Genomic DNA, 23,849 nt, shown 5'->3' with positions numbered 1-23,849 from the left:
GTGAGCGTGACTGCCGGAGATCTATAAGAAGACCATGGTTAAACGAGCTGGCAGTGCTGATCTTCCCCTTCATAGCGGACACGTCCCGCGTTGGCTTGGCGACCGGATGACACGCCTTGGCGCCATCATTTCAGAAGCAATCGTGATCCATTACGGTCGTGATGAACTTTTGCGGCGCCTCGCCCATCCATTCTGGTTCCAGTCGTTTGGCAGTGTCATGGGCATGGACTGGCACTCTTCAGGCATTACCACCAGCGTGATCGGTGCGCTGAAACGTGGACTAACGCCGATGTCAGGCGAATTGGGCATTCATGTCTGCGGAGGACGTGGCCAGCATTCGCGGAAAACACCCAATGAATTGATTGCCATCGCCAGCCGAACCGGTCTGAATGGCGACGAATTGGCCAATACCAGCCGTCTGGTCGCCAAGATCGATAGCGCCGCTGTGCAGGACGGATTCGATCTTTATCTGCATGGTTTCATCGTCACGGACGACGGCAAATGGGTGGTTGTTCAGCAAGGCATGAATGGCGAACGACGTCAGGCGCGCCGTTACCACTGGCTATCAGAGGGGATGAGCAGTTTTGTCGATTCTCCGCATTCGGCAATCGAAGGCAGACAGCAGGGCAACATCGTTAATCTCGCCGATAGCAGAGCGGCACCGTCGCGTATCGGTCAGGTCGATCTACTGTCGGCGCTCGGACCCGATCGTATCCTGCAGGAATTGTCTGTACTGGAACCTTCGGGAAAAGCAAAAGAACCGGTCGCACAACCGATGCTGCCGCATCTGATCATGCCTGACCACCATGATGTCCGGGAAAAAGACGTCAACATGCGACGGCTACACGGTGCGCTGGCGGCAGCAGCCGATCGTGGGCCCAAGGATTTTGAAGACCTCATCCTAACACCGGGTGTAGGTGCGAGAACCGTGCGCGCCTTGGCAATGGTATCAGAGGTCGTGCATGGCACGCCCTGTCGTTTTTCTGATCCAGCCCGTTTTTCGCTGGCGCATGGCGGCAAGGATCGTCATCCGTTCCCGGTGCCCTTGAAGGTCTATGACGAAACCATCCGGGTCATGAAGTCCGCGGTCAGCAAGGCGCGACTGGGGCGTGATGAAGAATTGCAGGCGCTGCAGCGGCTTGATGCCCAAGCCCGCGAGATGGAGCGTTATGTCACCGGACCCGACCTCAAGGAGATAGTTGCCGGTGAATATGCCCATTCTCACGAATGGGGCGGTCGCAGCGTTTTCGGTTGGGAACCGGAACCGGATTTGACCGTTTCGAGCAACAAGCAGAATGGATAACTGATCACTGAGACTGACGGCTCGGTTCTGCGTCCATAAGCGGTGTCATAAAGAGGGCAGTTCATTGACAGCATCACGCACCAACTACACGTCTCTGATAGTCTTCCTTTTTGTTGTATTGGGTGTTGGCTTTACCATAGGCCTGACGATCCAGCCGGGTGAATGGTATGAGGCCTTGGTCAAGCCGTGGTTTACCCCACCGAACTGGCTGTTTGGACCCGCATGGACATTGGTCTACATTCTGATTGCGGTTGCAGGTTGGCGGGTGGCAATATTCGAAGGCTTTAACTCTGCAGCCTTTCGTCTTTGGATGACGCAAATGCTGTTGAACTGGGCGTGGACGCCGGTGTTCTTCGGGTTTCACAAAGTCGGCCTTGGACTTGTTATCATCCTTTGCCTGTTGATCAGCGTCATCGCCTTTATGCGAAAGGTCAGGGATCAGACGGCCCGCTGGTGTTTTGGCCCTTATGCGCTGTGGTTGTGTTACGCGACATCCCTGAACGCTGCGATCTTTATCCTCAACTGAGGCCGGTAAGGCAGTCTCTGATATGAAATTGGCAGGCATTGGTAAAATGCCTGCCAACAGTTTTTGTTTGGTTTCAGCCGAGCTTACCGGATCGTATCGAGCAGTTCCGACTGGTCGGCAACGATGGAAGCTGCTTCGTTGCGCAGCACATCCTTGGCGTTTTTGCGGGCATTCTCCAGTGCGATGTCGGCCTGAAGGCCACGCTCGTCGGCCTGCAGGCCGTCATCCTGTCGGCTGAACAGGCCGCCATCTTCTTCCTGACGCGCCTTACGAAGCTTTTCGGCAGCAGCCAGTTCCTTGCGGCGCTCGTTCTCGTTGAGGGAAACCGCACGTTTTTCGCGCTGTTCCTTCAGCTCGGTGACATCTTCCACAAAGCGCTGGAAATCGGCATCTGTTTTTACTCTGGTGTCATGACGACTTTGCAACTGCGGCAGGACATTGGCAATTTTGGCGTCAGCCTTGTATTTCGCAGGCTTCATTTGCGCCCAGGGCAAGGCGTTGTCATAGCTTGCTTCGCCGAGTTTTTTCGGATCGTAGAGGCCAGGCAGGATGATGTCTGGTGTCACGCCGCGCAACTGCGTTGTTCCGCCATCGACACGGAAGAATTGGGCGACGGTAAATTTCAGCTGGCCAAATCTTGGTTCGCTGTTGCGCGCCACCTGATCAAGGTCGACAACTGTTTGCACGGTACCCTTGCCGAAGCTCTGTTCACCGATAATCACACCACGGCCATAATCCTGTATTGCGGCGGCAAAAATTTCTGACGCTGACGCTGATGCACGGTTGATCAGCACACCAACCGGTCCTGTCCAGGCCGCTTTGGAGACATCGTCACCCTGTATCTTGATTTTGCCACCGGCGTTACGCTGCTGGACCACAGGGCCTTTACCGGTGAACAATGCTGTGAGTTCGATTGCTTCGGACAATGAGCCTCCGCCATTGTCGCGCAGGTCGACCAGCACACCATCGACCTTTTCCTGCTTTAGCTCGGCAAGAAGTTTGGCGACATCGCGGCTTGCGCTTCTATAGTCCTTGTCGCCATTCTGGCGAGCATCAAAGTCTTCATAGAATGTCGGAAGGGTAATCACGCCAATCTTGCGTGTTACACCTTCGCTGGTGATTGGAAGAACGGCCTTCTGAGCAGCTTGCTTTTCCAGGTTGACCTTATCACGCACCAGATGGATTACCCGGTGTGTGGCTGCGTCGCCAGCGGCTGCCGGAAGGATGTCCAGACGGACAACAGAATCCTTCTCGCCGCGGATCAACTGCACGACGGCATCAAGGCGCGTTCCAACGACTTCCTCAATCGAACCTTCTTCGCCCTGCCCGACGCCAACGATGCGGTCGCCGACAGCCAGCTGTCCCGACAATTGCGCTGGGCCACCCGGTACGAGTTCGCGCACCGTGGTGTAACCGTCACGCTCCTGCAGAACGGCACCAATGCCGACCAGCGAAAGCTTCATGGAAATGTCGAAGGCAGAGGATGCAGCTGCGCCGAAATAGTCGGTATGCGGGTCAACCGATGCGGTATATGCAGCCATGAATGATTGGAAAACGTCTTCGCTCTTGTAGGTGTAAACGCGCTCAAGAATGTTTTTGTAACGTTTATCCAGCGTATCACGGATCGCCGCGTCGGACTGGCCCGCAAGTTTCAGACGCAGCCAGTCGGCCTTGACGCGCTTGCGCCAGATGTCGTCGATCTCGGACTGTGTCTGTGGCCAGGGACCTTTGTCTTCTGACAGAGAGTATTTTTCCTGTACGCTGAAATCGAAGTTCTTTTTCAACAGTTCCCGCGCATAGCTCATGCGGTCGATCATGCGCTGCGAATAGACGTTGAAGATCGAAAACGGGATGTCGAGATTTTCGGTGTTTATAGCGTCGTCGAGCTTGGTCCTGTTGGCCATGAAGATGTCGATGTCAGCCTGCAGGAAGAAATTCCGGTCCGGGTCGAGAGAGTCGACATACTGGTCCATGACCTTGGCTGACAGCGCGTCGTCCAGGGCGACCGGTTTGTAGGCATTGCGGGCGAGAAACAGCGAACTCAGGTGCGCGGCCTGTGCCTGCTGCTCTTTTGGTGCCAGAACCGGTGCCGCACCTTCAAACGAATAAGCAGGTGGAGCGATTGCGAGGATTAGGGCGATGAGACCATATCTAATGTGCATTCAGCTGTGATCCTGGTTGTGATGACAATTTTTATAATGCGATGTGGGACAAAGATGTCTTTTTGACAATCGATTATCGAGCAATATCGCGTGAGTGTGAATGAAATGGACCATTGTGAGGCAAGTTCTGCCATTGCTCCATGAAAATTACGACCCTGAGGCGGATGAACGGAACGCCTTGGCAATCCGTCGCAATGCGGCCGGAGCAAGATCTCCGGTGACATTTGAGACCAACAAAACGTCCAGTGGAGGTAGTTTCGGAAGTGTGCGGTCAATCACTTCGATCACACCTGACGGTGCCGCGCTGCGCGCCATAAGGGCGACGCAAATACCTGCTTCGGCGGCTGCACCGACTGCCGTTGCGCCGGTGCCAACAAACACTTCCCGCCAGGGCAGTTTTGCCGTGTCCAGAGTGCGCAATGCCATTGCACGCAGGTTGCATGGCTCCGGCTGCAGGGCAAGTGGCAAGGGCGCATCCTGTTGCAGTTGAAAACCCGGGGAGCAGAACCATCCGAAGTTTTCCTGCGACAGCACTTCGCCGTCGCGTCTGATATCGTCGTGGCGCAACACAACGATCGCATCCAATTCGCCTGCGTCATAGAGTTCCAGCAGGTTTCTGGTTCCAGCGGTCCTTAAGTGTAAGGTGATGCCGGTTTCCCTTTCGCTTATCAATCGCAACAAATGGGGAAGATCGGCGCCGATCAGATGATGTGAGACGCCAACCGCTAGGCGCATCGGCTCTGCGCCGAACACATCAAGGGCACGTCGCCCGGCGCCGACATAGTCGCGGGCCGGTTCCAAAAAACGTTCACCCGCGCTCGTCAGCCGAATGCGCCGTGGTGTGCGCTCAACAAGGCGTACGCCCAACAATTCTTCCAGCCGGCGCAGCCTCAGGGATATCGCGGCCTGGGTGGTGTTCATGACACCTGCGGCCCGCGTGAAGGACTGCAGTTCAGCAACAAGGAGGAAGGCTTCGACGGCTTCAGGATCAAGGGAGCGCATGCCATCTATAACAAACCGTTATCGCTGTAATGCGCAAGCCCTAATTTCAAATATCGTTGCGGATGGCTATGCAGGTGTGATCTGCCTGTCTGGAGCCTTCTTATGCTGCGCCGCCTGTCCCCCGAACCTTCACCATCTTCTATCGGGACAAGTCCCAATATCTGGGCCATCTTGGCGGTTGCGGTTGGAACGCAGACCGCAGGCTCCTTTGTCTCCCAGGGCGTCTATATCCTTGTGCCGTTCTGGCGGGAGGCATTTGGTATTTCCCTAGCGTCGGCGTCGCTTGCCGTCACCGTCATGAACGGGGTGCAGATCGCCACGATGTTTACACTCGGTCGCGCAATCGATCTTTATGGCGAGCGGAGGATCGTTGGCCTGGCGATGATCGGCATGGCAATTGCCATGGCCTGTGCCGCCACGATCGCCAACAGTTTTGTCGCCCTTTTGATCTGCATGGCATGTCTCGGTGGAACCTATGCCGCGGTGCAGCCCGGTGGGACCAGAGCGATCATGCGGTGGTTCCCACCATCGCACCGTGGAATTGCCACCGGCTTTCGGCAGGCTGCCGTTCCGTTCGGCACGATGATTGCCGCAGCTTTGTTGCCGCTTTTGGCTATCAATTACGGGTGGCAGGCTGCAACCTGGCTGGGTGCTGCGATTTCTATGCTGGGTGCGATTTTGTTTTTCGGGCTTTACCGCGAGGGCAGCGAGTTTACGTCTTCAAAGAGCGCACCTCTGCGCCTGTTGTCGCTGGCACGGATTGTCGGTCAGGATCCGCAATTCTGGCCCGTACTGCGCCTTGGCATCGCAATGTCGGCATTTCAATTCACGTTCACGGCCCACATGATCGGCTTCATTGCAGACGGGTTGAAACTCGGTTTGATCGCAGCATCATCATTATTTGCGGCAACCCAGCTTGCAGGCATACCCGGCCGCATCCTGTTGCCGTGGCTGAGTGATCGATTTTGGCCGGGCCTGCGCGCCAGATCCTTTGGTGCCGTTTCACTCATTGCTGCGGCGTCGGCTGTCCTTCTTGCTGTCCTGCCGGTCGGATCGTCAACGATAACGATTGCAGCCATTTTGCTCGTCCTTGGATTTTTTGGGATTGGCTGGTTTCCGCTTTACCTGCTGCAAATTGCCGAGAGTGCGCCGAAAAGTTCGATTGCCTCTACAATCGCCTTTGCCTCGACGATCTGCCTGGCCGTGATGGCGGCTGGACCCTACCTGTTCGGACTGCTGGCCGACTATTTTGGTTATGGCGTCGCCTGGGCAGTATTGTTGTTGCCGGTCATTATAACGTCACTCCCGTTGATCGCCGGATCTCGCAGTGCGCTATCGAGCCATCAGAGCTGATACAATCAACTGCGCGTTGGTGCCGAATGGTCGCGTGAGAGTAGAAAATCTTTGGCAAAAGTAGATTGCGCAACCCGGAATTTTCACGCATAGATTCCTGCAACGAAACGTTTTGGGGATCACTGCAATGAATAGACTTCCCAACCCTATTGACGTTCATGTTGGTTCTCGTATTCGCCTTCGTCGATCGATTGCTGGTCTGTCGCAAGAACAGCTCGCCGATGGACTTGGCCTAACCTTCCAGCAAGTTCAGAAATACGAAAAGGGTATCAACCGGGTCAGCGCCAGCCGACTACAGCACATTTCCGAAGTGCTTGAGGTCCCGATCAGCTTTTTCTTTGAAAACGGCCCAAACGCACTGGTCAACAGTGCCGGCTCCCCTATGGGCGAGTTTAATGAATTGATGAGCTCCAAGGAGACGATTGCCTTGGTGACCGCGTTCAACTCGATCAAGAGCCCGCGCTTGCGTCAGAGCGTTCTCAATCTCGTCCGGACGCTGAGAAACGACCCGTCCAGTGCGGGTGAGGAAGATCATAATAACGCCTCCATCTGATACCATATGGGCTTTGTTTTAACGACACTTGGTGACAGCAGTCTACGCGACGGCGCTGGGCAGAATTTATCTGTGCCCGGCCTGTCACTGGTGTTTCTGGCCTATCTTCATGACATGGATAGGCCGGTCGCCCGGCGGCAAGTGGCCAGCTTTTTATGGCCTGACCGTGGAGAGGCCGCAGCCACCAATATGCGCTCCATGCTTCGGCGCCTGGCAATGGCAACCGATCCCTCAGGCCCGCTAGTTGTAGCAGACGGCACGACCTTGTCCCTTGCCCCGCAGGCCATGCGCTGTGATCTGGCGATGTCTGCGCTGACAGATCCCACAGAACGCCTCAAAGCAGCCACAGATGCCGTGGCTTTGAAGTTTCTTCCCTTGCATGGCGACGGATCAAGTGCGCTGGATGCCTGGGTTCGTGACGTCCGCACGCGTTTGGTCGGCCAGTTGCGTACCGAATTCATGCAGTTTCAAACGCTACCGGCCTCCGACCAGAGGCGGTCCGATCTTCGACGTGCTGCAGTGTTGCTGCTTGAATGCGATCCTGACGACGAGGAGGTCAGAAGAACGATTTCGTCGCCTGTGGAATTGGGTGAACAGCAAACTGCTGCAGTTGCCCGTCCTCTCGTCAGCTTTTTACCGCCACAGCCTGCCAATCTTCAATCATCGGACGTGAAAACGGCCTTTGACATTACCGTTCCGCCGCGAATTGCACTGCTGCCCCCTGAGACACTTCACAGTGCCCAGCAATATGGCTCCGTGGCCAACGCGCTGATTGAAGATTTGACAATTGGCCTCTGCACCAGCCGATCGGTCTCGGTGGTTGCCCCCTACACCGCCGAACGTATTCGCGCCTCGAAAGACAAGGCCGGGATTCTCGAAAAACATTCGGTCATGTATGCACTCGACACGAAGCGGTCTGATGATCAGTTGTTTGTGCAATTGATCTTCATGCCGAGTGACGAGGTGTTGTGGGCAACCCGTTTTCAGTTGAAACCCGACGAGGTTGCGATCCAGAAGCTCGAAATCGCGGAGGTCATTCAAAAGTCGATTTTCGACAAGGTCGGTGGTCGCACGTCCAATGTGGCCGATTATCACAGCCGTCCGGACGCCTATTACGCCTATCTGCGTGGCCTGCAGAGCCTTTCCAAACTGGATCTGCCATCGATCAGAAAAGCGCGACGGTATTTCAGGCAGGCTCTTGATGGTGACAAGAGCTTCTCTGCAGCGCGGGCTGGAATTTCCAGAACACTGACCATGGAATGGCTGTTGACGGCGAGAGGCGACAGCGAGCTTCTCCAGCATGCAGAAGAGCAGGCCAAGATAGCCGTAGCCGAGAATGCCGAATTTGCCGGAGCGTACAAGGAACTCGGCGTCAGCCAACTCTATGGCGGAAAAATTGACGACAGTCTGGCGGCGCTTGGCCAGGCCGAAACATTCAACCCGACTTATGCCGACGTGCTCTACAGTCACGCAGACAGCCTTGTTCACGCCAGTGATCCCAAAGCTGCACTTGAAAAGATCAGTTCGGCCATTGCGCTCAACCCGTTGTCTCCGGACACCTACCTGTGGACTGCGGCTGGCGCCAGTTACTTCCTTGGCGAGTTTCGTCAGGCTCTGGATTACATCGGACAGATGCGCGATAGCGCGCCGGCATCACGTCTTGCTGCGGCATGCTGGGGTATGCTTGGCGACATGGCAAAGGCACGTGCATGCAGGTTGCGCGTTCTGAAAAGTAATCCTGATTTCGATCTCGAGCGTTGGCTCAAGATGGTGCCCCACAAGGAGCCCTGGCAGACAGAGCTTTACCGGGAAGGCCTGATCAAGGCCGGTTTTTAACAAAGGAGAACATCGTGTCTAAGGTTGCAGTTATTGGACTTCCCGGAGATGAACAGCTCTGGCTCGTAGATTTCACATCAGGCACCGTTTCTCCACTGAGTGCGCCGCCCGCTGGTAGTGACCTCGCCAACGCTCAGACGCTTCGCCAGCAGGGCTCGACAATCGTCAAGGGTGTAAACTTTGCTGTCGCATTTTCGTCTGCTGAGGTCGCCGCATCCGGACACCATGAATCCTGATCAGTTAGAAATCGATACTGTCGATTTCCGTTCATGTTCTGCGGGAGAGACCTTTCAACGGGTCTCTCCTATTCTTTCTCGGCTCGGTATTACCAGGGTCGCCAAACAAACCAGCCTTGATCGTATCGGTGTACCGGTCTGGTGCGCCTATACGCCAAACGCCAAAGCGATTGTTATTGCGCAAGGCAAGGGCATCGACGACGATTCGGCTCGAACGTCAGCTGTCATGGAAGCCGTTGAACGTGCCGTTGCCGCCAGCCCGGCCTGTCAGATAGTATCTGATACGCCTTCATCTCTACGCTCGGCTGGCGAGGTCGTAAACACGCTGGATAGCCTGCTTGCTGTAAAGGCAATGCCGATCCGTGATGACGAAACGATTTCATGGGCAAGTGCGACCAATTTGCTGACAGGAAAAAAAGTCTGGCTGCCTGTGGAAGCCATTCAACTCGACCGCACTCTGATCGCGCCGCGTTTCTGGCAATCGTCGGATGGACTTGCATCCGGCAATAGTTTGATCGAAGCGACATCGCATGGGTTGCTGGAGCGTGTTGAACGCGACGCCATGACACTGTGGCAGGTAACAACGTCAGCGAAGCGCTATCAGCCAAGAATTGACACCAGCCAGATCGCAAACCCCGACTTGCAGGGTTTGCTCGGCAGAATTTCGGCTGCAGACATGGAAATCGCTGTTTTCGACATCACCAGCGACCTCGCGGTCCCCTGTGTGGTTGCGCTTCTGAAGCCGCGACATCAACTGCAAGCTGGTGAGGGCTTTCGCCATGTTGACATCACACTTGGGGCAGGATGTTCCATCTCTCCTGAGATCGCTGTCATGCGGGCGATTACCGAAGCCGTACAGTCACGCATGACCTTCATTGCCGGAGCAAGAGATGACGTCATGCCGAAGACCTTTAGCCAACCGGCCGACCCGACCATCCTCGCCGCGTTCGATGCGCCGGTTGCCATTCAACTCGAAGATTTGCCCCGCATTAATGCCAGCTGCGCTGAGCAGGCTTTGCAAAGGGTTGTGGAGCGCCTGCAAACCAAAGGTATCACGGACATCTACGCGGTTGATATCTCTCCCGACTGGTTGCCCGCCGCGGTGGTAAAGGTTGTTGTGCCGCAGCTTGAAAACCCCGACGGTGAGCGTCGCCAGAGATTTGGTGGCCGGGCGATTTCGCGAGCCTTGCAATGAAGGTCGTCTTCGTCGGTCCGAGCTTCCCAGACATTGGCAAACTGTCGGATGTCGAGATCAGGCCTCCTGCCTGCCAGGGTGATGTCATGCGCGCCGTGCGGGACGGTGCAACGGCGATTGGCCTTATCGATGGTCAGTTCGAATTTGTGGCGCCCGTCTGGCATAAGGAACTTCTGTTTGCTCTCTCCCAGAATATCGGGGTATTCGGAGCTGCCAGCATGGGCGCGCTGCGTGCCGTAGAATGTGCAACATTTGGCATGATCGGTGTTGGCAAGATCTTTGACGATTATGCCAGCGGTCGACGCGATGACGATGGTGATGTCGCCTTGCTGCATGGGCCAGCCGAGTTGGCCTACATGCCGCTGACGATACCGATGGTCAATGTTGATGCTACTTTGGCGCGTGCTGAAAACCTCGGTGTGCTGACGGCCGCCGATTGCCTTGATATTTCGCGTGCAGCGCGTGACATCTTCTTCAAGGAAAGGAGTTGGACACGGATCGCGGAAGTTGCAGGCTTTGATGCGATTGTGCTTCGCAATATAATAAAACAAGCATGGGTTGATCAAAAGCGCTTGGATGCCGTTGCACTACTTGAGGTGATCCAGCGACCAATTGCTGCCCAATCGGCGAAGACTTGGACTTTTAACGAGATTTCCGTGTGGCGTAGTTTGTTTCGCGCAGAAGACGGCGAACAAGTACGATAAATCCCGTTTCGCGTGTGCAACGCTTTTGCAACGCGCACGCAAACGAATTCCGTGCTTAACAATGACCTCGACAACATATCGAGGATAGCATGACGAACATCAATGCCAGCATTCAGCTCAGCGAGCGCCATGAGGAATACCTCGCGCTAATCAATATGCTCGAATATACCGTTGGGATCGCTGAAAGCCTTTCCTCGAAATCGGCAGCCTTTCAATTGGACGCAGCCCGCAAGACTTTGATGGGCGAATTGAAAAATGAGCTCACAGCCGACCTGTCGACACACGAAATTACGCAATTGGCAGGCGTCAGAGCCGGCCACTGCTGAGCGGCCTGGCAGGTACTGCCAGCCTCTCCCCGGGCTCGAGGCCATCATGACCTCCTATCTCATGGTGTCGGGTCCGGCATATCAGTCACGCACGAAAGCTGCTTCCAGTTTTCCGCTGACAAAATGACCGGTAAGGGCGCATAGCCTCACTCCATCTAATGCTGAAGTGGGCGCGATCAAAATCGCGCCGGGATCGGTTTACCGCCCGTTCTGGTTTCGCCATTCAGCAAACAGGGCCAGGTTGCTTTCATCCGTTGCCGGATAAAGACCGATAATTGTGTGGCCTGCTTTGACCCGTTCCGTGACGAAATCCTCATAGGCCGTCATCTCGACGGCCTCGTCAGCAATCTCATCAGCAATTTCAAAGGGTATGACGATAACGCTGTCGTCATCACCCACCATGATATCTCCTGGAAAAACGGCCACGTCACCGCAGCCGATCGGCACGTTGATATCAATTGCCTCATGCAGCGTCAGATTGGTCGGGCTCGATGGTCGGTTGTGATAGGCTGGAATGTCCAGTTCCCCAATCGTCATTGCATCGCGAAAGCCGCCATCTGTAACGACACCTGCCCCGCCACGCACCATCAACCTTGTGATCAGAATATCACCAGCCGAAGCCGCCCGCGGGTCTTTGCGGCTATCCATGACCAGTACCGAACCTTCCGGGCAGGTCTCGATGGCATGGCGTTGTGGATGTTTCGGGTCGCGAAACACGGACATCGGATTACGATCTTCACGCGCTGGCATATAGCGAAGCGTAAATGCCGGGCCGACCATGTTGCGGCCCTTTGGTCGTACCGGCCGCACATCCTGGATAGTCTGGTTTTTAAGGCCGCGCTTGTAGAGCGCCGAGCAGAGCGTTGCAACGGATACGCCCATCAGTTTTTCACGGGTATCGGGGTTCATGGTCATTTCTCGCTGTTCGAACGGTTCATTGTCATTTCCGTCTGTTTTGCCCATTCGGCTGAAAAGGCTTTGTATTCAGGGTGTTTGACCGTGTGGATGAAGACGATTTCCGAGAAAATCTGGATGAATTTTGGCCGGGGCGACATCTCCATCGTCATCACAAGCTTGACTCTCAAAAAAACAACAGATATGTCAAGTTATATTCTGATATCTCAGTTTGGTTATTGATATGTCTAACGCTGTTGAATTTCCATCGTTGCCTCTGTCCGATCTTGTCACGCCACAGGACTTGCCGGTCGATGGAAATATGACCAACCGGATCCACGCCTTGCTTCGCAAATTGATTGTCGAAGTGAAGTTGCTTCCGGGTCGGGCGCTGTCTGAAAAGGAAATCGCGGCGTTGTTGCATGTCAGCAAGACGCCGGTGCGTGAGGCGATCATTCGCCTGGCGGAGGAAGGTTTTGTGACGGTTGTGCCGCAGGGCGGAACCTACATCTCACCGATTGATGTGCAGCGTTATATGGAGGCGTGTTTCATCCGCTTCAAACTCGAAGAAGGTGCTGTCATAGAGGCGGCCAAGCGGCACTCACTTGAAGATATTGCCCGCCTGAAGACCTGTCTTTCGCAGCAGCGTACGGCGGCGGCCGATGAAGAATTTACCGACTTTTTCCTGTTGGACGAGGAATTCCACCGCACGATTTTTGCGGCGGCTCGTCTGCCCGGTGCCTGGAGTGTTGTAAACCAGGCCAAGGGTGAAATGGACCGCATGCGCCACCTGAAAAGGGTATTTGCGGTGCGTCGCACGGAAAAGGTCATCGAAGAGCACGAGGCGATCGTGAATGCGATCGAGTCTGGCAACGTTGAAGCGGCGCGTGACGCCGTCCAGTGTCATCTGGGATCGCTGGAATCCAAGATCGCAGAACTCTCCAAGAACCCCAAAATCTGGACCTTCATCGAGCAGGTCAATACGCGCGTCACGAGAAAGCGTGTGTCAAGAGGAGCCAAGGCCCCTGCCTGACTGAACATTCAAGGCTTTTGAGGAGGGGCCTTTCATGTCTGCAGTTCAAATCAACGATGTCGTCAAGCGCTACGGCGCTCTCGAAGTCGTACATGGCATCAACCTTTCCATTCAACCGCAAGAATTCGTTGTGCTCGTCGGGCCATCGGGCTGCGGAAAATCCACCACACTGCGCATGCTCGCAGGCCTGGAAGATATCTCCGACGGCACCGTCTCGATTGACGGGCGCGTCGTCAACAAGATCGCCCCGAAAGACCGCGATGTTGCGATGGTGTTTCAGAACTACGCGCTTTATCCGCATCTGAACGTAGCTGAGAACATTGCTTTTGGCCTGCGTGTACGGGGCGAAAAACGCGATGTGGTCGACAAGGCCGTTGCCGAAGCCGCACAAATCCTGGGGCTGACGGAATATCTGGCACGCAAGCCAGCCGACCTCTCGGGCGGCCAGCGTCAGCGCGTCGCCATGGGTCGCGCTATCGTGCGCCGCCCGAAGATTTTCCTTTTCGACGAGCCTCTCTCCAATCTCGATGCCAAACTGCGCACCCATATGCGGGCTGAAATCAAGCAGCTTCATAAGCGCATGCAGGCAACCAGCGTTTACGTGACCCATGACCAGGTCGAGGCGATGACGCTCGCCGACCGCATCGTCATCATGAACCGCGGCAATATCGAGCAGGTCGGCTCACCAATGGAAGTGTTTCTGGAGCCGGCAAACACATTCGTTGCAAGTTTTATCGGGTCGCCGCCGATGAACCTGCTGGACGCGACAATCGACAAACAGGACGGCCGCGTCAAAGCCGTGCTGGCCGGCAGCTCTGGCCAGAGCCTGACAATCCCCGATGCATTTGCAAAAAATGCAACGCAGGGGCAGTGGGTCAAGCTCGGTATCCGGCCTGAAATCATGTCGGTAAAAACGGAAGAAGGGCGTGAGGTCCTCCACTGCAACATCGAACTTGTCGAGCCGCTAGGAGCGGAGGCTCTGCTGCATGGTAAGGCCGACGGTCAGCCGTTTATCGCCAAGGCTGAAACGCTTTACGCGGACCACGCGCTCAATGGTGTGACTGAACTCGGTATCGATACGACCCGCATCCATGTTTTCGATTCCGAAACAGGTCGATCCCTCAAGACCGCAAGCGAGACGCGGTCATGAAACAGCATTTCCAACAATCACTCAGTGATGTGTGGCACGATTTGCGCCGCGATTGGCAGCTGTATTTGCTGCTGGCACCGATGGCCATCTGGTTTGCGCTGTTTCTTTACAAGCCGATGTACGGGTTGATCATCGCCTTCCAAGACTTTTCGATCTTCCGCGGCATCGAAAAAAGCCCCTTTGTCGGATTTGCGAATTTCATCGAGCTTTTCCAGAATGACATGTTCGTACGTGCCTTCTGGAACACCATCACGATCAGCGGCCTCGGACTGATTTTTGCATTTCCAGTGCCGATCATCCTGGCCTTGATGTTCAATGAGGTTCAGAGCGAAATCGGCAAACGCTGGGCGCAGACTGTCGTCTACCTGCCGCACTTCATTTCCGTGGTAATTGTTGCCGGTATCGTCATCAACTTCCTGTCGCCTTCCATCGGCATCGTCAACCTTTTCCTGAAAGGCATTGGCCTTGAGCCAATTTACTTCCTGACACAGCCCGAATGGTTCCGTCCCGTGTTCATTGGTTCGTCGGTATGGAAAGAATCCGGCTTTGAATCGATCGTCTATCTTGCAGCGATCGCCGGTGTCAGTCCGACACTTTACGAGTCCGCACGTGTTGACGGTGCGTCGCGCTGGCAAATGATGTGGCGGATCACCCTGCCCTGCATTTTGCCGACGATCATCATCATGCTGATTATCCGCATCGGCAATCTGGTCGAGGTCGGTTTCGAATATATCATCCTTCTTTACCGTCCATCCACCTATGAAACGGCCGACGTTGTGTCGACCTTCATCTACCGCACCGGTCTGCAAGGCACGCAGTATGATCTGGCCACGGCTGCCGGTCTGTTCAATGCGGTCATTGCTTTCGTTCTTGTCTATTCGGCGAACCGTATCAGCCGAAGAGTCTCGTCGACATCGCTGTGGTGAGGAGCTGAAAAATGGCAAGTTTCAATTTGTATTCCCGTGGTGACAGGATTTTTGGCTGGGCCAACGCCATCCTGCTGGGGCTGTTTGTGCTGTCGACCCTTTACCCATTTATCTATGTCGCGGCCGTCTCGATATCATCGGGTGCAGCGGTGACCGCCGGGCGCGTGACTTTGTGGCCGGTTGATGTGACGCTGGCCGCCTATGAACATGTTCTGTCCGACAGAATGTTCTGGATCGCCTACGGCAACACCTTCATCTACACCTTCGGCGGCACGTTCATGAGCCTGCTGATCATGATCCCCGGCGCCTACGCCTTGTCGCGTAAAAGGTTGCGTGGTCGCACCTTCTTCAACATCGCGATTGCCTTCACGCTGTGGTTCCACGCAGGCATGATCCCGTTCTTCCTCAACATGCGTGACCTCGGTCTGCTCGACAGTCGTTTCGGTATCATCATTGGCTTCGCGGCGAGCGCCTTCAACGTCATCCTGCTGCGTAATTTCTTTGAAGCCGTGCCGAAATCCTTTGAAGAAGCCGCCAAGATGGACGGTGCGAGCGAGTTGCAGCTGTTGTGGAAGGTTTTTATCCCGCTGTCCAAACCCGCCATCGTCACCGTTGCGTTGTTCTGCATCGTGTCGCGCTGGAACGGATATTTCTGGGCCATGGTCCTGTTGCGCGGTGAAGAAAAAATCCCGCTGCAGGTCTACCTGAAACGCGTCGTCGTCGATCTCAATTCGAATGATGAATTCGCTTCAAGCCTGCTGACAGCCCAATATTCATTCGAAACGGTGACCTCCGCGATCATGATCGCGTCGATCATCCCCGTCCTGATCATTTACCCCTACGCACAGAAGTATTTCACAAAGGGAATTCTGCTGGGCGGAGTCAAAGAGTAGCAGCACAAGGGAGGAGAACCTGTGAGACAACTACGAAAAGGCACGCCCCTTCTGGCGTTAATGACAGCCGTTACAATGGCAATGCCGGTTGCCGCGCAAGACACTGGCAAGATATCAGAAGACCCGTTGGAACTGACGATCCATTTTCACTTCCGCGATAAATACGTCTACTCAGAAAAATGGCCGGTGGAGCAGAAAGCCGCTGAGATCACCAACATCCACGTTCGCAATGTCGCATCTCTGGCAACAACCAGCAGCCGTGATGCCTTCAACCTGCTGATCGCATCGGGTGATCTTCCCGATATCATTGGCGGCGACGCCTCCGGAGGACTGAAGGAAGATTTTATCCGCTACGGGCTGGAGGGTGCCTTCGTTCCGCTTGACGAACTTATCGAGGAACATGCACCAAATCTGAAGGCGTTTTTTGACAGCCACAAGGACATTCGCAACGCGATTTCCGGCCCTGACGGCAAGCTCTATTTCATTCCGTACGTGCCGGATGGGAAATATTCCCGTGGCTGGTTCATCCGCCAGGATTGGCTGGACAAGCTCGGGCTGAAGCAGCCGGAGACGCCGGAAGAAGTCTATGAGGTCCTCAAGGCATTCCGCGACAAGGATCCGAACGGCAACGGCAAGAAGGATGAGGTTCCATACTTTGCCCGTGAACCGATCGATGCGATCCGTCTCATCAATCTCTCGGACGCACGCGTGTCAGGTTCTGAGCGTTATGGGGACTTTGCGGTCTATGACGGCGAACTGCGCCATCCGTGGGCTGAAGAGAACTATAAAACAGGCATTTCGAATGTTGCCAAATGGTACAAGGAAGGGCTGATCGACAAGGAAGTCTTCACCCGTGGTGCTCGCTCGCGAGAATACCTGCTGGGCAACGATCTTGGTGGCATGACCCACGATTGGTTTGCGAGCACTTCGACCTACAACGATGCTTTGGCGCCCAAAATCGAAGGTTTTGCGCTGAAACCGATGTTGCCACCAAAGTCAGCGTCTGGTGAACGTTTCGAAGATGCCCGCAGACTGCGTGTTCAGCCGGTTGGATGGGCAATTTCCGCCACCAATGAACATCCAGTCGAAACGATCAAGTACTTCGATTTCTGGTTCTCCCAGCAGGGGCGCATCCTATCGAACTTCGGTGTCGAAGGTCTGACCTATGAGATGGTCGATGGCAAGCCGCAGTTCAAAAGGGAAGTTCTTGAAAACAAGGATCCGGTCAATGCGCAGCTCTGGGCCGTCGGTGCACAGGTGCCGCGCGGTTATTGGATGGACTATGAATATGAACGCCAGTGGACCAACAAGATCGCGCTTGAAGGCATCGATATGTACGACAAGTGCAATTGCCTCAAGGACGAGTTCATGGGCGTGTCTCTGAACGCGGAGGAAAAGGCAATCTTCGACCGCTACTGGCCGAGCCTTCTTACCTACATGACCGAGATGCAGCAAACCTGGATCTTGGGTGCACAGGACGTCGATGCCGGTTGGGATGCCTACAAGAAACGGCTGACCGCACTGGGTTACGATGAGGTCATCAAGATGATGCAGTTGGCCTACGACCGTCAGTACAAATCGGCCCAATAAATCAGTCTATCGCGATGGCGGCCCTGTCGCCGCCATCCCCTTTTTTTGTTTTTACAGGAGTTAGAGCGCAATGCGTCCCTCTGCCTCGGCGATCGCCAGACAAGCTCATCTCGATGAACCGCGCCCGGGTTCCCTGACCATTGGCTACATGCCGAGTGAGCAATTACCGCCTACAGAAAATCCACCGCGTTTTTCCTGGCTTCCCGATATTGATGACGGTGCGCGCTATGTGCTGCGCATCTCGACTGATCCCGATTTTTCTGATGCGAAAACAACTGTCTATGAAGATCTGGCCTGGAACTTCTTTACCCCGGACAAGGTGCTTTTGGATGGCCATTATCACTGGAGCTATGCGCTCTGGGATCAGAATGCAGGACAAGCTCTTTCCAACTGGAGCAAGGTGCGCGATTTCGAAATCACCGCTGCCTTGCCAAAAACACCGTTACCAGGCCGGGCAGTCCGTCATACCGCCGCCCACACGAGCCATCCAAGGCTCTGGCTGAATGGCGATCAGCTAAAATCCTTCTCAGCCGCTGTGGCAAAGGATGCCGGTCATTGCGGATGGACCGACTTTTTTGAAAAGTCGGTCAAACCCTGGCTGGACCGGCCGATCACGCCGGAACCGAAACCCTATCCCAACAACGTCCGCGTCGCGACCTTGTGGCGACAGATGTATATTGAATGCCAGGAAGTAATTTACGCCATTCGCCATTTGGCTATTGCGGGACGCGTTCTGGGGCGTGAAGACCTGCTCGACAGGTCGCGGGACTGGCTGCTGGCTGTTGCCGCCTGGGATCCGACTGGCGCGACCTCCCGCGCCTACAATGACGAAGCTGGCTTTCGTGTCGTCGTTGCATTAGCCTGGGGATATGACTGGCTTTACGACCATTTGAGCGAGGAAGAGCGCGAGACGGTCAAAACCGTTCTGCTGCGCCGTACGCGAGAGGTTGCTGACCATGTGATCTCCCATGCTCGCATCCACGTCTTCCCCTATGACAGTCACGCAGTACGCTCTTTGTCTGCCGTTCTGACGCCTGCGTGCATTTCGTTGCTGGGTGAAAGCGAAGAAGGTGGTGAATGGCTCGACTATACGGTCGAGTTCCTGTCGACCCTCTATTCCCCGTGGGCGGGCACCGATGGTGGCTGGGCCGAAGGTCCGCACTACTGGATGACCGGCATGGCGTATCTGATCGAAGCCGCCAACCTGATCCGCTCTTACATCGGTTACGACCTCTATCAGCGCCCATTCTTCCAGAACACCGGACGGTTTCCCCTCTACACCAAGGCGCCGGGAACACGACGCGCCAATTTTGGTGACGATTCCACCATGGGTGATCTGCCTGGTCTCAAGGTCGGCTACAATGTGCGCCAGTTTGCCGGTGTGACCGGCAATGGCCATTACCAATGGTATTTCGATCGCATTAAACAGGATGCGGCTGGTACCGAAATGGCCTTTTATAATTACGGTTGGTGGGATCTGAATTTTGACGATCTTGTTTACCGTCACGACTACCAGCAGGTGGAGGCTGTTGCGCCAAGTGATCTGCCAGCACTGTCCGTGTTCAATGACATTGGCTGGGTCACCATCCAGAAACATATGGAAGATTCGGACCGGCATCTGCAGTTCGTGTTCAAATCCAGCCCGTACGGTTCGCTGAGCCACAGCCACGGCGATCAGAACGCTTTTGTGCTATATGCCTATGGCGAAGATCTGGCGATCCAATCCGGTTATTACGTCGCCTTTAATTCACAAATGCATGTGAACTGGCGCCGCCAGACCCGCTCGAAAAATGCGGTGCTTATTGGCGGCAAAGGCCAATATGCCGAAAAGGACAAGGCACTGGCACGGCGTGCCGCCGGGCGTATCGTGTCCGTCGATGAGCAACCTGGCCATATCAAGATCGTCGGTGACGCAACGGCGGCCTATCAGGTGGCAAATCCGCTGGTTCGCAAGGCACAGCGTGAAATCCACTTCGTCAACGACAGCTATTTCGTGTTTGTCGATGAGGTGGAGTGCGCCGAGCCGCAGGAGTTGCAATGGCTTTGCCACACGATCGGGGCGCCGCAGACCGGCCGTTCCAGTTTCCGTTACACCGGCAAGAAAGCCGGTTTTTACGGCCAGTTTGTCTATTCATCGGCCGGTATGCCGCAGATTGCCGCTGTTGAAGGGTTTCCCGGTATCGATCCGAGGGAATTCGAAGGGCTCGAAATCCATCACCACGTTAGCGCGACCGTACCGGCCGCAACACGGCACCGTTTGGTCACTCTTCTGGTGCCTTACAGCCTGAGCGAACCGAAGCGCATTTTCAATTTCATCGATGATCAGGGTTTCTCGACGGACATCTACTTCAGCGATGTCGATGACGAGCGCTTCAAACTCTCTCTTCCCAAGCAGTTCTAATCAATACGAGGTTTTCAAATGCAACGTTTCAAAAACAAAACTGTCGTCGTCGCTGGTGCAGGTCGCGATATTGGCCGCGCATGCGCTATCCGGTTTGCTCAGGAAGGTGCCAATGTGGTGCTGACCTATAATGGCGCGGCGGAAGGCGCAGCATCAGCCGTTTCCGAGATCGAAAAGCTCGGCGGCAAGGCGCTGGCCGTCAAGGCCGATCTTACCAAGGCCGCAGATGTCGAAGCTGCAATCTCTGCCGCAGCCGACAAGTTTGGGGAGATCCATGGTCTGGTACACGTGGCAGGCGGCCTGATTGCCCGGAAGTCTCTGGCCGATATGGACGAGGCCTTCTGGCATCAGGTTCTTGACGTTAATCTGACGTCGCTTTTCCTCATTGCCAAGGCCGCGGTGCCGAAAATGGCAAAAGGCGGCGCCATCGTTACCTTCTCGTCGCAAGCCGGCCGTGATGGCGGCGGTCCCGGCGCGCTGGCCTACGCGACATCCAAGGGTGCAGTGATGACCTTCACGCGTGGCCTTGCCAAGGAAGTTGGCCCCAACATTCGCGTCAATGCGGTTTGCCCGGGCATGATTTCGACCACCTTCCATGACACCTTCACCAAACCGGAAGTGCGTGAGCGGGTGGCCGGTGCCACGTCGTTGAAGCGCGAAGGCTCGAGTGAGGATGTTGCCGGTCTGGTAGCCTTCCTTGCGTCCGACGATGCTGCCTACATCACCGGCGCTTGCTACGACATCAATGGCGGCGTTCTGTTCTCCTGATATCCTGGTAAAACCATGTCCGTATCGTTACCAAGGGCGAGCCGCATTGCCATTCTTGGCACGTCGCTCGTCCAGCAAAACCACATTGGCGATGCCGGGATGCTCGCGACATCGGCACGCGGCTGGATGAGTTGGGCCGAGGTTCTGTCTCACGGCAGGCTTCGTTGTCCTGTCCATCACGATCCATCGGTGCCGGCTGGTTGGGAACCGAGCAATCGACCTGGCGTCAGTCGGTTTTTTAGCGGGCTCAATTTCGGGGTGTCCGGGCAGAAGGCAATCGAGATCGAACGGCGGTTGTCGTTATTGCTGCGATCGGATTTCGACCTGATCCTGCTTGACGCCGGCACCAACGACATGATGGTGGAAACGCGCCAGACGATTGCAGATACCAGAGCACGTATTGCGTTGGCTTTGCTGGCGGCGGGCAAGACGGTCATTCTGCTGCCCATTCTGGCGCGTGGTGTGGGCAAGTGGCCAGCCCGTGGTTCCGAAAGGGCCAAGGCGCACTGGATCAATCGCCAGAGTGCTGAATTCGCCGCCAACCACCCCAATTGCCATGTGTTTGACTGGAACGCGGCATGGGTTGATCCGGATAATGAATTCGGAGAGCCCTATTCCGGTTATTCTGACGATGGAACGCATTTTTCAGTACGCGGTGCCTTTGCTGTCGGTAAGCTGCTGGCAGGGTATCTCGAAGCCATGTTACCGCGTGCGCCAGACCGTCTTCTGCCGAAAGATGATCGCTTCGATGCTGTCGACAATCCAGCGGGCAATTTGGTCACCGAATTATCGGCGAAGACACTCAGCGATAAAGGTGACCAAAGCCACCGTCTTGGCGGGCAGATTGAACATCCGGGAACCGGCAGCTGGATTGAGGCGATCTGCGATATCGACGTGCCGGCTCATCCCGGAATTCTCGGAGTAACACTACGCTTGAAGGATGTTGCCGAAGACGGGCAACAGGCCAGTGCGTTAAACCCCTTTCGCGCAGAAGACGGTACAGTTTTCCCTTTTCCCGATACCCATTGGAAAGGTGCAATGCGGACGCCTCCATTAAAACTCCGGCCGGGCAACGCACCTCCCGAGCTTTATCTCGATGTTCTGATGGAGGGTGGTTCAAAGCCGATCAACATCGATATTGCGCGCATTGATGTGCGGCCTGTTTCAAGTCCGGTGCGCGCATGAGCAGACATGATAAGAAACCGAAGCTGTTGATAGCCATGCGCAGCGAGCTTCCCGATGGGTTTTTCAGCGCGCACGAATGGGCGCGACTGAATGCAGTGACAGATATCATTGATGGATTTCCCTATACGGATTTTGACACGGGTAAGGGTCGCGAAGCTCTGGCTGATGCCGACATTCTGCTGGCGGCCTGGGGTACACCGTCGTTGACAAAAGAACGCCTTGCCAGGGCACCGCACCTCAAGATGCTGGCTTATGCGGCATCATCGGTGCGCGTGGTCGCGCCTGCCGAGTTTTGGGACAACTCAGATATTCTGGTGACAACAGCCGCATCCGTGATGGCCACACCGGTGGCCGAGTTTACCTACGCGGCTATTATCATGTGCGGCAAGGATGTGTTTCGCCTGCGGGATGAACACCGGGCTGAGCGCGGGACTGGTGGTTTTGGCAGCCGGCGTGGCATGAACCTGCCCTGGCTTGGCAGCTATTCCCGCAAAGTCGGCATTGTTGGCGCGTCTCGCATCGGGCGGCAGGTCATCGACATGCTGACACGAGGCAGTTTTGAAATTGCCGTCTATGATCCATTCCTGTCTGAGGATGAGGCAGTTGCACTTGGTGCGACAAAAATGGAGTTGCACGCGCTTCTCGCATGGTCCGACATTGTTTCGCTACATGCGCCGATCCTGCCGCAGACCCACCATATGATTGGCGCTCGAGAGTTCGCGCTGATGGCCGACCATGCGGTGTTCATCAATACCGCACGGGGTTGGCTGGTCGATCACGCGGCATTGTTATCGGAGGCACAATCCGGCCGCTTGCGTGTTCTGATCGACACGCCGGAACCGGAACCCTTACCGGTGGACAGCCCATTCTACGACTTGCCGAATGTCGTGCTGACACCACACATCGCCGGTGCGCTTGGCAATGAACTGCGCGCCCTTTCCGATGTCGCAATTACTGAAATCGAGCGATTTGTTGCCGGCCTTCCACCGCTCTACCCCGTCCGCAAACAGGACATGGAGCGTATGGCATGAGCGCTGTTGATTACTGTTTTTCGACGCTTGGATGTTCTGAACTCAGCCTGCATGAAACCGCTGACCTGGCGAGACGGCATGGTATATCTTCCGTGGAATTACGTGCGCTTTCCGGCGCGGTTGACGTGATTGCTGCATTGAATTCGGAGTTTGGCAGACCGTCGCAGTTTGCGGCCTTTCTTCAACAGCGCGACCTCAAGGTCGTTGGCCTCAACACGTCGATCCGACTGCTTGAAAGTCGTGACCTGTCGGCCGTCGAACCCTTTATTGCATGGGCGGAAGCGGCAGGCGTGGCACATCTGAGGATCTTTGACGGCGGCAAACAGTTAGCTGTCGACGAACTGAGGCGCGCAACTGCACTGCTTGATCAATGGCAAGCCGACCGGCAATCGCGCGGGCTGAATGTCGATCTGATGATCGAAACCCATGATGCTCTGGCAGATGCTGCGCAACTGAAGACCTTCGTCAAACACGTGCCAAACGCCTTGATGTTATGGGACACCCATCACACCTGGGCCAAGGGTTCTGCTCTCAACAGCCTGTGGCCTGATATCGCCGACAATGTCGTCCATTTGCATGTCAAGGACAGCAAGATGGGAAGCGATGGCCTTCGCCATTACGTGCTTCCCGGCCACGGTGATTTCCCCATGGCGAATCTCATGTCGCTTGTCAGGTCGAGTAAACGACACATCCCTCTCAGTCTCGAATGGGAGCGCCACTGGCATCCCGAACTGCCACCTCTGGATGACGCGTTGACGGCAGCGCGCACCTGGTGGCGATAG

At 55.5% G+C, this 23,849-nt stretch carries 22 protein-coding genes; 19 read left to right on the top strand and 3 right to left on the bottom strand.

Going from position 1 to position 23,849, the window contains the following annotated elements:
* Positions 1–34 precede the first annotated feature (34 nt).
* The gene (locus M2418_RS18315) at positions 35–1,303 is read left to right on the top strand and encodes a DUF763 domain-containing protein (RefSeq protein WP_250983907.1); all 1,269 of its coding nucleotides are present in this window, start codon (positions 35–37) and stop codon (positions 1,301–1,303) included.
* A 64-nt stretch (positions 1,304–1,367) separates the two neighbouring features.
* The gene (locus tag M2418_RS18310; protein ID WP_259148359.1) at positions 1,368–1,829 is read left to right on the top strand and encodes a TspO/MBR family protein; all 462 of its coding nucleotides are present in this window, start codon (positions 1,368–1,370) and stop codon (positions 1,827–1,829) included.
* An 83-nt stretch (positions 1,830–1,912) separates the two neighbouring features.
* On the opposite strand, the gene M2418_RS18305 is transcribed toward M2418_RS18310, so the two are convergent.
* Both M2418_RS18305 and M2418_RS18300 read right to left on the bottom strand, forming a co-directional pair.
* On the bottom strand, positions 1,913–3,991 hold the full coding sequence (locus M2418_RS18305) for a carboxy terminal-processing peptidase (RefSeq protein ID WP_259148358.1): 2,079 nt from the start codon (positions 3,989–3,991) through the stop codon (positions 1,913–1,915).
* Between the two features lie 147 nt (positions 3,992–4,138).
* Positions 4,139–5,002, bottom strand: coding sequence for a LysR family transcriptional regulator (locus M2418_RS18300; protein ID WP_250984092.1), 864 nt, complete (start codon positions 5,000–5,002; stop codon positions 4,139–4,141).
* A 93-nt stretch (positions 5,003–5,095) separates the two neighbouring features.
* Here M2418_RS18300 and M2418_RS18295 point away from each other — a divergent pair, with 93 nt between their 5' ends.
* The 7 genes from M2418_RS18295 (at position 5,096) to M2418_RS18265 (ending at position 11,196) form a co-directional block, all read left to right on the top strand.
* On the top strand, positions 5,096–6,346 hold the full coding sequence (locus tag M2418_RS18295) for an MFS transporter (protein WP_259148357.1): 1,251 nt from the start codon (positions 5,096–5,098) through the stop codon (positions 6,344–6,346).
* Between the two features lie 127 nt (positions 6,347–6,473).
* Entirely contained in the window at positions 6,474–6,899 is a 426-nt protein-coding gene (locus M2418_RS18290) for a helix-turn-helix domain-containing protein (RefSeq protein ID WP_250983903.1), read from the top strand.
* A 6-nt stretch (positions 6,900–6,905) separates the two neighbouring features.
* Positions 6,906–8,735 (top strand): hypothetical protein, encoded by a 1,830-nt coding sequence (locus M2418_RS18285; RefSeq protein WP_250983902.1) that lies wholly within the window; start codon positions 6,906–6,908, stop codon positions 8,733–8,735.
* A 14-nt stretch (positions 8,736–8,749) separates the two neighbouring features.
* A complete protein-coding gene (locus tag M2418_RS18280; protein ID WP_192490736.1) occupies positions 8,750–8,971 on the top strand; it encodes a hypothetical protein in 222 nt (73 codons plus the stop codon).
* The gene (locus M2418_RS18275; RefSeq protein WP_259148354.1) at positions 8,961–10,166 is read left to right on the top strand and encodes a YcaO-like family protein; all 1,206 of its coding nucleotides are present in this window, start codon (positions 8,961–8,963) and stop codon (positions 10,164–10,166) included. The genes M2418_RS18280 and M2418_RS18275 overlap by 11 nt, the downstream gene beginning before the upstream one ends.
* Positions 10,163–10,870 (top strand): TfuA-like protein, encoded by a 708-nt coding sequence (locus M2418_RS18270; RefSeq protein ID WP_250983900.1) that lies wholly within the window; start codon positions 10,163–10,165, stop codon positions 10,868–10,870. The genes M2418_RS18275 and M2418_RS18270 overlap by 4 nt, the downstream gene beginning before the upstream one ends.
* 89 nt (positions 10,871–10,959) lie before the next feature.
* Positions 10,960–11,196 carry a hypothetical protein gene (locus M2418_RS18265; protein ID WP_250983899.1) on the top strand — a complete coding sequence of 79 codons (237 nt, stop codon included), beginning with the start codon at positions 10,960–10,962 and terminating at the stop codon, positions 11,194–11,196.
* 198 nt (positions 11,197–11,394) lie between these two features.
* Here the strand turns inward: M2418_RS18265 and M2418_RS18260 are convergent, their stop codons facing one another.
* Complete coding sequence (locus M2418_RS18260; protein ID WP_250983898.1) at positions 11,395–12,105, bottom strand: ribonuclease activity regulator RraA; 711 nt, start codon at positions 12,103–12,105, stop codon at positions 11,395–11,397.
* Positions 12,106–12,334: 229 nt separating this feature from the next.
* Here M2418_RS18260 and M2418_RS18255 point away from each other — a divergent pair, with 229 nt between their 5' ends.
* The 10 genes from M2418_RS18255 to M2418_RS18210 all read left to right on the top strand — a co-directional run bounded on the left by M2418_RS18255 (position 12,335) and on the right by M2418_RS18210 (position 23,849).
* Positions 12,335–13,123 carry a GntR family transcriptional regulator gene (locus M2418_RS18255; protein WP_250983897.1) on the top strand — a complete coding sequence of 263 codons (789 nt, stop codon included), beginning with the start codon at positions 12,335–12,337 and terminating at the stop codon, positions 13,121–13,123.
* 34 nt (positions 13,124–13,157) lie between these two features.
* A complete protein-coding gene (locus M2418_RS18250) occupies positions 13,158–14,273 on the top strand; it encodes an ABC transporter ATP-binding protein (RefSeq protein WP_250983896.1) in 1,116 nt (371 codons plus the stop codon).
* Positions 14,270–15,199, top strand: coding sequence for a sugar ABC transporter permease (locus M2418_RS18245; RefSeq protein ID WP_259148346.1), 930 nt, complete (start codon positions 14,270–14,272; stop codon positions 15,197–15,199). The genes M2418_RS18250 and M2418_RS18245 overlap by 4 nt, the downstream gene beginning before the upstream one ends.
* A gap of 11 nt (positions 15,200–15,210) precedes the next feature.
* Positions 15,211–16,092: a carbohydrate ABC transporter permease gene (locus M2418_RS18240; RefSeq protein WP_192490729.1), complete on the top strand. Its 882-nt coding sequence runs from the start codon at positions 15,211–15,213 to the stop codon at positions 16,090–16,092.
* Positions 16,093–16,152: 60 nt separating this feature from the next.
* Positions 16,153–17,682 (top strand): extracellular solute-binding protein, encoded by a 1,530-nt coding sequence (locus M2418_RS18235; protein WP_259148648.1) that lies wholly within the window; start codon positions 16,153–16,155, stop codon positions 17,680–17,682.
* Between the two features lie 70 nt (positions 17,683–17,752).
* Positions 17,753–20,083 (top strand): alginate lyase, encoded by a 2,331-nt coding sequence (locus tag M2418_RS18230; RefSeq protein ID WP_259148344.1) that lies wholly within the window; start codon positions 17,753–17,755, stop codon positions 20,081–20,083.
* A gap of 18 nt (positions 20,084–20,101) precedes the next feature.
* On the top strand, positions 20,102–20,851 hold the full coding sequence (locus M2418_RS18225) for an SDR family NAD(P)-dependent oxidoreductase (RefSeq protein ID WP_192490727.1): 750 nt from the start codon (positions 20,102–20,104) through the stop codon (positions 20,849–20,851).
* A gap of 15 nt (positions 20,852–20,866) precedes the next feature.
* The gene (locus M2418_RS18220) at positions 20,867–22,036 is read left to right on the top strand and encodes an SGNH/GDSL hydrolase family protein (protein ID WP_259148342.1); all 1,170 of its coding nucleotides are present in this window, start codon (positions 20,867–20,869) and stop codon (positions 22,034–22,036) included.
* On the top strand, positions 22,033–23,067 hold the full coding sequence (locus M2418_RS18215; RefSeq protein WP_259148340.1) for a hydroxyacid dehydrogenase: 1,035 nt from the start codon (positions 22,033–22,035) through the stop codon (positions 23,065–23,067). Before M2418_RS18220 ends, M2418_RS18215 begins: the two co-directional genes overlap by 4 nt.
* Positions 23,064–23,849 carry a sugar phosphate isomerase/epimerase gene (locus tag M2418_RS18210; protein WP_259148339.1) on the top strand — a complete coding sequence of 262 codons (786 nt, stop codon included), beginning with the start codon at positions 23,064–23,066 and terminating at the stop codon, positions 23,847–23,849. The genes M2418_RS18215 and M2418_RS18210 overlap by 4 nt, the downstream gene beginning before the upstream one ends.

Origin of the sequence: Rhizobium sp. BIGb0125 (assembly GCF_024810055.1) — a bacterium.
Lineage (GTDB): Bacteria > Pseudomonadota > Alphaproteobacteria > Rhizobiales > Rhizobiaceae > Agrobacterium.
Note: the sequence above shows the minus strand (reverse complement) of the source record. Positions and strands in the feature narration are given on the sequence as shown.